A 13,262-nucleotide genomic window follows, 5' to 3' on the forward strand; every position below is an offset into this window, starting at 1 on the left:
AATATTATATCTTACTGTGAGCTAAGCCTTTTATGTAAGCTGATTTACCTGAGAGCAGCCAGACTTTAAACTATAGTTTATGAACTACCCCTACCCGCTCCTGCTCTCCTTACTCCTGCTAACTTTAACTGTAAAGGTTATTGCCCAAAAGCCTGATTCAACTATAGTTGCTCCGGGAAAGACAAAAGGCCTGATCCCGATTCCGGTGCTGTACTATACACCCGACACAAAACTTGGCTTTGGCGCTGCCCTTATCGGATTTATGAAGCTGCAAAGCAAAACCGACAGCAGCTATACCCGCCTGTCTACAGCAAAACTGATTGCCGACTATACCCTGAACAAACAAATGGACCAGTGGCTGGAGTGGAATATTTTTACCCGCGACGAGAAGTACCTGCTTCGCGGGGAACTGCGGCACCGCGTGTATACAGACCGCTTCTACGGCACTGGCAACAACAGCTCGCCGGATGATGAGGAAAAGTACGAGTACGACCTGATCGGCACGAAACTGGCCGGCCTGAAAAGTCTGGGAAACCGTATGTTCCTGGGGCCGGACCTGCAGCTTACCAAATACTATAACCACAAAACCAACCCTATTGCCGAAGACCGCCCAAGCCAGCTGGAAGAGCAGACTATAAGCGGCTACAAAGGCGGCCTGAACAACGGACTCGGATTAGTTTTTCTGTTGGACAGCCGGGACAATGTGTCGTATGCAGGCAATGGCATGTTACTGGAAGTGTCGGGGTGCAGGTTTGGCAGTTTGCTGGGCGGCGATTTTAACTATAGCAACTATAACGCAAACTTCAGCAAGTACTTTACCCTTAAACCAGACCATATTTTAGCCAGCAACACGGTACTAACTATAAACACCAGCGAAGTGCCTTTTATGCGCATGGCAACTATAGGCGGCGACCGTTTGCTGCGTGGGTATGCCCGCAGCCGCTACCTGGCCAGAAATGTAGTGGCTACGCAGGCAGAATACCGTTTCCCGGTGTGGAGGCGGTTTAGTATGGTAGCTTTTACCGGCGTGGGCGATGTATTTGATAAAACTGCTGACCTGGAACTTAACAGGCTGAAGTACACGATTGGCACCGGCCTGCGCTTTGCCCTGAACCCGGAAGAAAAAATAAACATCAGGATGGATGCGGGTTATGGCCGGGAAGGAATAAACTTTTTTGTGGTGTTGGGCGAAGCTTTTTAGGTTTGCACCGTAAAACTTACTTTTGCAACTCAGCTTCCCTGAAACTATAATGCCTTTACCGCTACTTAACAACTACCCGCTGCTACAGAAAATTCTAATATCCGGGCTTGTACTGGCTATACTTTTCACAACGTTTATCTCGGCACCGTTAGCTTTGTTTGTGGGGTTGATACTGGGTTTGCTCATCGGGAATCCGTGGCAGAAATACACTGCTGTTGCCTCTAAATATGCGCTGCAACTTGCGGTAGTGGGCTTAGGCTTCGGGATTAATCTGCACCAGGTCAGCGCAACCGGACTTTCAGGCATCATTTACACGGCTATTTCTTTAACTATAACCTTAGGCCTGGCATATATACTTGGCAAAATCTTCGGTATACAGGCCAAACTCTCGCATTTGATTGGGGTGGGCACTGCTATTTGTGGAGGAAGCGCTATTGCTGCCGTAGCCCCAACTATAAAAGCAGAACCTGAAGAGATTTCCGTTTCACTAGCCATCGTTTTCATCCTGAATGCACTCGCGCTTTTTGTGTTTCCTACAGTTGGGGAATGGTTTGCGCTAACTGAAAACCAGTTTGGCGTGTGGGCCGCTATTGCCATACACGATACCAGTTCGGTAGTGGGCGCTGCCAGTAAGTACGGGCCCAAAGCACTGGAAATTGCCACTACCTTAAAACTTACCCGCGCGCTCTGGATAATCCCGATGGTGCTGGTTTCGGCTTTCCTGTTCAAGAGCACTGAAAAAAAGCTTAACCTGCCTCTCTTTATTCCGCTTTTCTTGCTGGCTTCGGTGCTCTATACATTTGTACCTATCGTTGCAGCTACGGCCCCGACTATAGTTCTGCTTGCTAAAAAATTCCTGCTCCTCAGCCTGTTCTTTATTGGCATTAACCTGAACCTGAAAACGCTGAAAAGCATTAGTGCAAAACCGTTTTTACAGGGCCTGATACTCTGGCTATTAGTGGCAGGGGGCACGCTGCTGGCTGTTATTTTCTTTTAGTCAACTATAGCTTTTCCTTTCTACCCTCAACTCTGGTCCTTAACCTAGCCAGTATATTTCTGTTTTTCAGGAACCTGAAGCCTTAAAAAATTGTACTGAATTGTATGCATGAATATATGTTCATGTAATCAATACCTGCTTAATTACATTTACTATGAACAGCTTACAGATAAGGTTAGATAAGAAGAAGTTGGAACGAGCTGCCTATGTGTTAAAAAGCGTAGCCCACCCGATACGCATCAGTATTATAGATCTGCTGGAGCAGCGCGAACGCCTGAGCGTGACCGAGTTGCAGGAGGCATTGCATATTGAGCAGTCGTTGCTCTCGCACCACCTTACCAACATGCGCGACAAAGGCGTGCTGGATACAAAACGCGAAGGTAAAAACGTGTATTATTTCCTGACCGATACTACCATCAGTCATATTATTGAATGCATAAACGGTTGCCGAAACTTTTAATACAGTTGCTGGTTTTTAATGCAATGCAGCCGTTATTTTACGGTCATTTTTTTAAGTATAATTTAGCAGCTTTCGGTATCTTTAACTCCTCAACACAAATCAGTAAAACATATGAAATTGATCCTCGGAATTTTACTGGCCGGCTTTTTTAGCTGCAGCCAGCCACAGCAGGGTGGCAGCACCGTTAAAACCATATCTGCCACCGAATACAAAGAACAGGCTAATAAAGAGGGTGTTCTGGTGGATGTACGCACCACGCAGGAGTTCGAGGCCGGTCATTTAACGGGGGCTTCCAATGCAGACTTACTGAATGGCACTTTTGCCAAAAGCATAAAAGACTGGGATAAAGAAAAGACCTATTATCTTTACTGCAAAAGCGGTAACCGTAGCGGAAAAGCAGCCCAACTCATGCAGGAAGCCGGTTTTAAGAATATTTACAACATTGGCGGTTACCAGGACCTGAAAAGTGCCGGCCTGCCGGTAAAGGAGTAAATTCTATCCCCGCATCTAACTATAAAGTTTAACATCCGACCAGCATGAAGATTGAGCAATTTTATGATAAAGGCCTGGCACACGCCAGCTACGCCATTATAAGTGAAGGTAAAATGGCCCTCGTGGATCCTGCCCGCGATCCGCAACCTTACTACGATTTTGCAAAAGAAAATAATGCCGAGATAGTAGCTGTTTTCGAAACGCACCCGCATGCCGACTTTGTAAGCTCACACGTAGAAATAGCTAAAAAAACAGGTGCTACCATTTATGTAAGCCAGTTACTCGGGGCCGATTATGAGCACAAAAGCTTTGATGATGGCGATGAACTGAAACTAGGCAAATTAACGCTGCGCGCCCTGAACACACCCGGACACTCCCCTGATAGTGTAACCATACTTTTGCTTGATGAGAACGGGAAACAACATGCGGCCTTTACCGGCGATGCCCTTTTTGTAGGCGATGTTGGCCGCCCGGACCTGCGTGAAAATGTTGGCAACATGACCGCCAAACGCGAAGAACTGGCAAAGCAAATGTACCAGACCACTAACAACGTCTTTAAAAAGCTGGACGAGGAAGTATTGGTTTATCCTGCTCACGGGGCTGGTTCGCTTTGCGGTAAAAGCCTGAGCTCAGACACTTACTCCACTATAGGCCGCGAAAAAAGCACCAACTATGCCCTGCAGGACATGAGCGAAGATGAGTTCATAAAAACCTTGCTGCAGGATCAGCCCTTTATACCAAAGTATTTCGGGCACGATGTAAGCATGAACAAAGCCGGTGCAATCAGTTTTGAAGATGGCATTAAAGCAGTGCCCCGCCTGGGTAACGACGCGAAGCTGGAAGAAGGTGCACTTATAGTTGATACCCGCCCGCAGGATCAGTTTAAAAAAGGCCATTTACCGAACAGCATAAACATACAGGAAGGCGGAAAGTTCGAAACCTGGCTGGGTTCTATTGTTGGCCCTAACGAAAAATTTTACCTGATTGCTGAGAATGAAGAAGTGCTTAACTCCGTGATCCGCAAATCGGCCAAGATCGGTTATGAAGGCAACATTAAAGGCGCCCTGCTTACGCCATCTACACTTCCGGAAAAAAGTGTGGTAACGGATGTAGAAGATTTCCGGAATAACCCGGATAAATACACCATAGTTGATATCCGTAACACAGGAGAAGTAAAAGAAGGCAAGATATTCGAAACCGCTGTAACCATTCCGTTGCCGGAACTGCGTGAGCGCTTAAATGAGATACCGAAAGATAAGCCTTTGATGGTACATTGCGCTGCCGGTTACCGTTCTGCTGCAGGGCAAAGCATACTCGAGCAAGCTCTTGATATTCCGGTGTACGACCTGAGCGACGCCATAAACTCATTTAAAACTATAACGCATTAACTACAAGATATTTGCACTCAAAAAAAACCTGCTATAGCCAGCAGGTTTTTTTTCTTTTATTTTGGGCGTGTTTCATAAATTATAGTTTGCGCAAACTATAGCTTGGTTATAGTTTTGATAAGTATCAAAAATTCATATCTCAGCACACGTAATTATCCGCTTTTTTGTCTTACTTTTGATTACTTTTTATATTAGTTACCCATATTACATTATCGCCTGAATTCGCGACCAAAGTTATGCCTTTCAACACCGTTTATGAATCTGACTTCTACAAAATAGAAGTTAACCCGGAAGGCAACCTGCTCTACTCCGAATGGCTGCGCCATGTAACCGAAGAGGAACTGATAACCGGTGGTACAAAACTATACGAGGTCCTTCGTGACACAAAGATAGAACGTGCCCTGGCAAACGGACAGGCGCTTGGCTCACTTACCCCAAATGCCAAAGAGTGGATGTCGGTTGCGTTTTATGAGCTGCTTTCCCAGACAAACCTGAAGAGACTTGCCCGGATCATGCCAGCCAGCGTATTTCACCAGCTGGCCCTCGAATCTGTAATTACCCGTGCAGAGGCACTTGGCAAAACCCGCTTCCAGGTAAAGAGTTTTTCTAATAAAGACGAAGGAATGAAATGGCTCCTGGAGTCTTAAATAACCATTTTTTCAGCGCAAATCTGTTCCTTCTTTAATACAGCATTCTTAAATATCCTTATCTCAGAGTTGCAATATACCGATATACTTATGTATCTTGAGTGCGGATTTGGAGATGTAGAATTATGCGCGTATTACACACATCAGACTGGCACCTGGGCCAGCGCCTTGTTACCCTCGAACGTACCGAAGAACACCAGCATTTCCTGGACTGGCTGCTGCAAACCATTGAGCAGGAGCAGGTAGAGGTATTGCTGATGGCTGGCGATGTGTTTGATACCGGGGCTCCTTCCAACACCGCCTTCAAACTATACTATGACTTTCTTCGGAAGGTATGCGATACCTGCTGCCGCCACATTGTATTTATAGGCGGAAACCACGATTCGGTGTCTACGCTCAACGCGCCCAAAGACCTGCTGGCCTGCATGAACATCAGGGTTGTTGGCGGCGCTACCCCTGACCCACTGGATGAACTTATTGTTTTAAATGATACCAAAGGCAAACCCGAACTTATAGTTTGCGCCGTTCCTTTCCTGCGCGACCGCGATATCCGGTTATCTGTTCCCGGCGAGAGCTACGAAGAACGTGAAGCCCGCTTAAAGCAAGGCATAGCCGACCATTACGCCCAGTTTGTACCGCACGTACAGCCCTATAAATCTGCTGGTGTACCGGTTGTGGCGATGGGCCATTTATTCGCAGCAGGCGGCACCGCTTCCGAGAGCGAAAAAGAAATACATGTAGGCAACCTTGGCCAGATTGGCGCAGACCAGTTTCCGAAAGAGTTTGATTATGTAGCCCTGGGTCATTTACATCGTCCGCAGCAGGTAAACAAAACGCACCATATCCGTTATTCCGGCTCCCCTATTCCGTTAAGTTTTAGCGAGGTAACCGATAACAAAGTAGTTTTTATTCTTGATTTTGAAGCCGGTAAACTGGCTGAACTTCGCGAACTGGCTATTCCGGTTTGCCGTAAACTGGTGCGCTTTAAAGGCGACCTGGAGAAGGTAAAACAGCAGATCGCTGTGTACGACAACAGCAACTATAGTTTACCTGCCTGGGCCGAGATACAGCTCGAACTGGATGCTCCCCTACCCGACCTGAACCAGCAACTCGAAGAAATTCTGCAACTCAAAAAAGACGAGCTGCACCTTCTCATCCATCGTCCGCCAATCATTAAAAGGGAACGCCAGACACTGGAGCAACAGGTACAGGAAGAAGCCGACCTGCACACGCTGAAAGAGAACGAAGTTTTCATCAAACGCTGCCAAAGTGCTTTCCCTGAAAGTGACCATACGGAGTTGGTGGCCAGCTTTAGTGAGTTATTGGAACTTATGCGGCAGGAGGCTTTTGAAAGTTAGAGAGTTTGGGAGTTAGAGAGTTTAAGATGTAGAGACTCAATACCTTGCGTCTTTTTCTAGAAAGATGCCTCACAGTGTCTTGCAGACTTGTGAGCGTCTGTCCAGCTACAAAGTATAAATCACCAGAAGTGTAAAGTGTATAACTATATTAATGAAAAAGCTACTACTACTTTTATTGATGCTACCGCTTACGATGAGTGCTCAGCGTTATAATAAAGGGGCTCCATGTGACCGTTATAAAACTTACGTGCAACATATAAGTAACGATGCTACAGTTATTGATCCCATACTTAAATCAGCGGCAGATTTTTCTATTAACCCCGTTGTTGATCAGGCTATATTAACTCAATTACAGGCAAAAGCGGAGTGCGAAATTGAATACTTCATCAATACCAAAGCACGAAACAAAAAAATTAAGGAACAGCTACAGGAAGGCTATACCATACTCGGACAGAAACTATACAAAACAAGTGATAACATTGTAATAGGCATCCAGAAGACAGTTACCGGAAATTCTTACAAGATTTACTCCAACACACTCATAATAATTGATGGAACTACATTGCATAGTTATACAGATTATAGTGAAGTAGACTTTAACATTACATTGTTTGGTGCTGATAAAGTTGGAGAACGATATTTATTATACGGAGAAGAAGAAGCAAATCAAGGATCAATGTATTATGGTAGATTTACTATGGAATTCACACCCCAAAAACGTTTGCTGTCTTACGAATTGCATCTTAAAGCCTAATCACATTATAACCATACCAGTACCCTTTACCCCATGAAGATCCTCTCCGTCCGTTTCCAGAACCTGAACTCGCTGAAAGGTGAGCACGAGATCCGTTTCGACCAAAGCCCTTTGGTGGATGCCGGGTTGTTTGCGATCACCGGACCAACAGGTGCCGGAAAAACCACTATTCTGGATGCGATAACGGTGGGGCTTTACGGCATGGCGCACCGCCATAACAACGACAAACCCCTCGACCTGATGACGCGCCATACATCGGAAAGCACATCGGAAGTGGAGTTTGAAGCGAACGGAAAACGGTACCGCAGCAAATGGCAGATCCGCAGAAGCCGGGGCAAACTGGATGGCAAGATACAGGCCGTACACATGGAGCTTTGCGACCTGGAAGATGATAAGCCTTTTGATCTGAAACCAAGCCAGGTGCCTGAGAAAGTGGCCGAGATCTCGGGTTTAGACTATAGCCAGTTTTTGCGTTCGGTGATGTTGTCGCAGGGCGATTTTGCCCGTTTCCTGAAAGCGAACCCGAATGAACGTAGCAGCCTTTTAGAGAAGATCACAGACACGGGCATATACTCTGACATCTCGAAATTTGCTTACGAAAAAGCGAAGACCGAACGGGCTAAAAGAGATGAATTAGAAGCGAAACTAAAAGACAGCAAACTGCTGCCCGAAGAACAGCGCCTGGGCTACGAAGCAACTATAACCGAACTAACCGAAACCGAAACTTTACTTACCACCGAAACCAGGGAACTGCAGGAGAAAACCAACTGGCTGAAACAACTGCAGCAGCTGCGCGAACGTGCCGAAAAGTATAAGACTGAACTGCAGGTACAGGAAAGCAAACTGGCCAGCCTTCAGCCTGACTTCATTAAACTACAGCAACACGAACAGGCAAATCAGTTTGTAGGCGAGCTTACGCAGATAAAAGCAGCAAACGGCAGGTTAACCGAAGTGCAGGAGCAACTGGTGTTACTCGAAAAGCAAATACCGGTGCTGGAGGCTGAACTGGAACAGGCCGGCCACATTGCTTTGGAAGCAACCAAAGCACATCAGCAGCAACTTGAAGTTTTACAGAAGTTGGATCCGCTTTTAGTGCAGGTACAGCAACTGGATCATCAGCTGGAAACGATAAGAGAGCAGTTTAAAACGGACAGGGAAGCGTATGTGCAGTTTGATAATGCGCTGCAACAGGAGAAAGTCACACTTGCACAAAAGGATACGGAGCTGGGTACTCTGAAGCAAAACGCTACTGCATTAAAAAAATGGCTGCAGGAAAACGCGAAGCTGAAAGACATGCGCGAGCACCTGCACGAGTTCCGCCAGACTATAAAAGACCTGACCGACACCGAACGAACTATAGCCAGCCTGCAACAGGAGCAGCAGACTATAAACCAGCAACTAAAAACGGAAGTCGAACAACTGGAAACTATAAATGCAGGCCAGCAGGAACAGCTGAAAAAGCAAACTAAGCTGGATGCGCAGAAGCAGGAAAAACTGGCCCAGTTACAAATTATACTTGCTGCCAAAAGTATGGATGAGCTTGAAAAACTGGCCCAGGAACAACCGTTGCTTCTGGCCCGTTTCGAACGCCTGGTTGAGTTATCAAACAACTATAGTTTGCAACAGCAAAAAACTGTTCAGTTGACCGGCCAATTAAATCAGCTGGAACAAACTATAGTTACTAAAAAAGAAGAGCTTTCATCTACAGAAACTAACTATAAAGCAGTTACCGAACGCCTGCAGGACCTGCAGAAACTGGTAAGTCTGCAACAGCGCATTCAGGAGCTGGAGCAACACCGCCATAGTTTGCAACCGGAGCAACCTTGTCCGCTTTGTGGCTCCGAAGAGCACCCGTTCGTGGAAGGCAACTATACAAGCACGTTGTCGGAGGAGGAACAACGCCGCGATACGCAACAGGCTTTAGTTAAAGAGCTTGACGCAGCTAAAAACGTCTTGCAACTGCAACTGAACACGCTACAGAATCAGCACGACAGCGCTACAAAAGCCAAAACTGAAACGGATGCTGAACTCGCCCGTCTGCTGCAAAACTATAAGTTGCAAGGCGAAGGCGTAACGATAGCGATCACTGAAACCGAAGCGCTCCAGCAGCAACTACAACTACAGAACGAAGCACTGGGCAACCTGACTCAGACGCTAACTATAGCCCGTTCCCTGAGTCGCGAAACGGAAACTATAAACCAGCAATTACAGCAGCTCCGCGAAGCACAATTACAGGCACAGGCCCAGATCAGTAAACTTCAAAACTCCGAAGAAATGCTTCGCCGGCAGCTGGGTCGGTTTACTTCGCAACTACAGGATTTACAGGAGCAGCAGCAGGTTTTCACGGAAACGGCACAATCGTTTGCAGCCAGCTATAGTTTAAAATTTACATCGGAAAACCGGTTCGAATTACTGAAGCAACTGGAGGCTCAAACCAATACGTACCAGCAGCAGCACGATGCCTACGAGGCCATGCGCGATCCGTTCCTGAAACTACAGGAGCAGGTAAGCAATCTGACAGAGAAAGTAGCCGAAAAAGAGCAGGCGCTGCAAGATAAAAAAGCAGTATTGGAACGTGTGCACATCCAGCTAACCGAGCTTAAGGAAAAACGAAACCAGCTTTTCGGGGATAAAAAACCGGAACAGGAACGCCAGTTCGCAAACGCTGCGCTTGCCAACCTCGCCAGACAAGCTGAAAACGCGCGGGCAGCCCAGCAGAAAAAGCAACACGAATTACAGGAGCAACGCCAGCGCCAGAACGAGTATACCACGACACACAACCATAAAAAATCAGAGCTGGATGCTTTGCGTGACGGATTATTACATGTGCTTCGTGAGAAGGGAATAGAAACGATAGAAGCCCTCAGCCAGATGTTGCTCGACCGCGACGAAGCCGACCGCCTTGCGAACCAGAAAGCTTTAGTTGAAAAACAACTTACTGAAATCCGTAAGTCGCTGAGCAATGTACAGCAGGACCTGACACAATCCGAAGCCCAAAACCTGACCTCCGAAACGATAGAGCAACTGCAGCAGCAACTAGCCCTTAAAACCGAAGCGCAACGCAACCTAATTGCCCAAAAAGCACGCCTGGAGCAGTTACTGGAGCAGGATAAACAGCAGCGCGAAAAGAACCTGGAACTGGCCAGCCAACTACAGATTCAGCAACAGGAATGCAACCGCTGGAGCCAGCTTGCCGACCTGATCGGGTCTGCAGACGGCAACAAGTTCAGTCGCTTTGCACAGGGCCTTACCTTGGCAAAATTAGTGGAACTGGCTAACCGTCACCTGCAAAAACTCAACGACCGCTACCGCATCCAAAAATCGGAAGGCGAAGATCTGGAATTAGCTATTGTTGACACCTACCAGGCCGAAGCTGTGCGCCCGATGAACACACTTTCCGGTGGCGAAAGCTTCCTGGTTAGTTTAGCGCTAGCCCTGGGCTTATCAGATCTGGCCGGCCGTCGCACTCAGATCAATTCGTTGTTCATAGACGAAGGCTTCGGCACACTGGACGCTGACACCCTGGATTCTGCCATTTCTACGTTGGAGAACCTGCAGGCCAGCGGCAAAATGATCGGTATCATCTCACACGTGGAGGCGCTGAAAGAACGTATCAGCACCCAGGTCAAAATTCAGAAATTAGCTGGTGGGGTGAGTAAGGTAGAGGTTGTTGGATGGTAATAGGTTTTGTTATTTTTATGTAAGCAAAAATCTGAACTGCAGATTAATGTGGATTTGATTGATTTGTTGGATCAAGAGCTGGCAGCGTCTGGTTTTACCTCTTCCCACCCTTCCCCTTTTATCGAGGGGCCCTACCCCCAAAACAGGGGAAAGAGCTTTTGGTTGCTGTTATAGTTTAAGTGTCATCCCAAGTGTCAGCCGAAGGATCTTAAATGTCCTATAGTTTCTCTTTTGTCATTTCGAACACAGTGAGAAATCTGGGTTCTATAGTTATAGTCTCTACTACCTGAACCAAGTCTTTTATTCTATAGCCTTCTTTAATCCTGGGAGCTCTGCTAGCCTACTGTTTCAATCTGGCTTTGGTGCCCTCACGGCCGGGAGGCCCCGTCTTCGGGCATCGCGCGGTGTACATTTCCTTTGCTCGTCCCTCGCAATGCCTTACGGCACCGGAAATCTACAAGGCGCTCAACCCAAAGACTGCGATCAGTTCGATAGCTAAACTATAGTTGATCAGAGCGGCTATAGTTGCATCGCCTTATCGTGTTTGTAGTTTCTAAGGGACAGGTAAACCTTTCCTGCTCGTGGTATGTAACTATAACAAATTAAGATTTCTCCAGCAGGTCGAAATGTCAGTTGGGCAAGCACCAGCAGAAAGTCCCCCTTTGCAGGGACCGGTCGCGACCTGTCCGATCCTGGTCTGTAACTATAAAACTACAACTCAAACTATAACTATAGCAGAAAATTCCCCTCTTGGGAGGGGCAGGGGTGGGTTAAAACGCCAACTATAAAACAATAACAAACCAGAGCAAAGGCTGTAAAGCTCCTTCCCCTGTTTTGGGGGTAGGGGCCCTCGATAAAAGGGGAAGGCTGGGAAGGGGTAAAACGGCAACGATAGAACGATAACCTCAACTAATAGCAATTCCGTTTATCCCAGAAATCCTTTAAATCTCCCTTAATCCCGGTTCAGGCAACCCCTGTCCCTGCCGGGCCAGTTGGGTCAGGAGACTCCACACCATCGTAAGTCAGGAGAATCGCGCCAGCAGCACGAACTATAGTTCTACACTCCAAACTTATAACAAAGCCCCAATCCTAAAAATCCATTAATCCCTTTTAATCCCGGTTCAGACAAAAAAGCTTTTCACACTACGTATCACCTGCTCCTGTTCGGCTGCTGTCATCCCCGGGAAAAGAGGCAGACTTAAACAGGTATTGGCAAGTTCTTCTGTAACCGGAAAGTCGCCTGTTTTATAGTTCAGGAAACGATAGGCCTGCTGCAGATGAATGGGAACCGGATAATGGATTGCCGTTTGCATGCCTTGTTGCTGCAGATAACTTTGAAGCTCATCGCGATGCGATGTACGGATAGTAAAGATGTGATACACATGTCCGCAATGGTCTGCTGTAACAGGTAATGTAAGATCACTTATAGATTGAAGTTCCTGCAGATAAACGCCCGCCAGTCGTTGCCGCTCCTGGTTTAGCTGGTGCAGGTGCTGTAGTTTTATTTTAAGTATGGCAGCCTGCAGTGTGTCGAGGCGGGAGTTTATGCCGATAAGTTCGTTGTGGTATTTTTCCTGCTGCCCATAGTTGCGGTAACGATACATAAAAGCGGCCAACTCGGGATCTGATGTGACCACTGCGCCACCATCGCCTGAGGCTCCCAGGTTTTTGGTCGGGTAAAAACTGAAGGCGGCGGCATCTCCGAAGGTTCCTGCAAACTGGTTATTGTATTTCACTCCGTGTGCCTGCGCAGCATCCTCAACTAGTTTTAAATTATAGCTTTTGCATAGTTGCTGAAGCTTCTCCATCTCGCAGGTTTGCCCGTACAGATGCACAACAACTATAGCTTTGGTTTTGGAGGTGATGTGTTTCTCGGCAGTTTCAGCAGTCAGGTTACAGGTTTGTTGATCGGGCTCGGCCAGCACAGGTACAGCGCCTAGATGCACGACAGCATTGGCGGTAGCAATAAACGTATTAGCCGGCACTATCACTTCATCTCCCGGGCCAACACCCACCGACTTTAAAGCAAGTACCAGGGCATCAAAACCATTGCCTACTCCTATCGCAAAATCAGCCCCTAGAAACTTCGCAAAGGCATCTTCAAAAGCATTCACATCAGGCCCTAGAATGTACTGTTGCTCACGCATTACCTTAAGCACAGCTTGCTCTACCTGCTGCGTTATACCTGCCGGCCAGTCTCTGAAAGCTACATATGGTACCTGTAATGCCACTAATTCAAGCTTTAATTTTTGTACTCCAATTTCCAGGGAAAGCTAATTTTCTC

10 protein-coding genes are annotated in these 13,262 nt (G+C 47.0%); 9 read left to right on the forward strand and 1 reads right to left on the reverse strand.

Going from position 1 to position 13,262, the window contains the following annotated elements:
- The first annotated feature begins 79 nt into the window (after nt 1-79).
- The 9 genes from GSQ66_RS09765 (at nt 80) to GSQ66_RS09805 (ending at nt 10,978) form a co-directional block, all read left to right on the forward strand.
- Nucleotides 80-1,201: a BamA/TamA family outer membrane protein gene (locus GSQ66_RS09765; protein WP_162427298.1), complete on the forward strand. Its 1,122-nt coding sequence runs from the start codon at nt 80-82 to the stop codon at nt 1,199-1,201.
- A 49-nt stretch (nt 1,202-1,250) separates the two neighbouring features.
- Nucleotides 1,251-2,198, forward strand: coding sequence for a YeiH family protein (locus tag GSQ66_RS09770; RefSeq protein ID WP_162427299.1), 948 nt, complete (start codon nt 1,251-1,253; stop codon nt 2,196-2,198).
- A gap of 154 nt (nt 2,199-2,352) precedes the next feature.
- Complete coding sequence (locus tag GSQ66_RS09775; RefSeq protein ID WP_162427300.1) at nt 2,353-2,658, forward strand: ArsR/SmtB family transcription factor; 306 nt, start codon at nt 2,353-2,355, stop codon at nt 2,656-2,658.
- Nucleotides 2,659-2,769: 111 nt separating this feature from the next.
- Nucleotides 2,770-3,150 (forward strand): rhodanese-like domain-containing protein, encoded by a 381-nt coding sequence (locus GSQ66_RS09780; protein ID WP_162427301.1) that lies wholly within the window; start codon nt 2,770-2,772, stop codon nt 3,148-3,150.
- A 44-nt stretch (nt 3,151-3,194) separates the two neighbouring features.
- On the forward strand, nt 3,195-4,538 hold the full coding sequence (locus GSQ66_RS09785; RefSeq protein WP_162427302.1) for an MBL fold metallo-hydrolase: 1,344 nt from the start codon (nt 3,195-3,197) through the stop codon (nt 4,536-4,538).
- Nucleotides 4,539-4,774: 236 nt separating this feature from the next.
- Entirely contained in the window at nt 4,775-5,185 is a 411-nt protein-coding gene (locus GSQ66_RS09790; protein WP_162427303.1) for a hypothetical protein, read from the forward strand.
- Between the two features lie 125 nt (nt 5,186-5,310).
- A complete protein-coding gene (locus tag GSQ66_RS09795) occupies nt 5,311-6,543 on the forward strand; it encodes an exonuclease SbcCD subunit D C-terminal domain-containing protein (RefSeq protein ID WP_162427304.1) in 1,233 nt (410 codons plus the stop codon).
- A 151-nt stretch (nt 6,544-6,694) separates the two neighbouring features.
- Nucleotides 6,695-7,297, forward strand: coding sequence for a hypothetical protein (locus tag GSQ66_RS09800; protein ID WP_162427305.1), 603 nt, complete (start codon nt 6,695-6,697; stop codon nt 7,295-7,297).
- A gap of 33 nt (nt 7,298-7,330) precedes the next feature.
- Entirely contained in the window at nt 7,331-10,978 is a 3,648-nt protein-coding gene (locus GSQ66_RS09805; protein WP_162427306.1) for an AAA family ATPase, read from the forward strand.
- 1,121 nt (nt 10,979-12,099) lie between these two features.
- On the opposite strand, the gene GSQ66_RS09810 is transcribed toward GSQ66_RS09805, so the two are convergent.
- Entirely contained in the window at nt 12,100-13,209 is a 1,110-nt protein-coding gene (locus GSQ66_RS09810) for a DegT/DnrJ/EryC1/StrS family aminotransferase (RefSeq protein ID WP_238395632.1), read from the reverse strand.
- Between the last annotated feature and the right edge of the window lie 53 nt (nt 13,210-13,262).

It is taken from the genome of Pontibacter pudoricolor (genome assembly GCF_010092985.1).
Classification (GTDB): Bacteria; Bacteroidota; Bacteroidia; order Cytophagales; family Hymenobacteraceae; genus Pontibacter; species Pontibacter pudoricolor.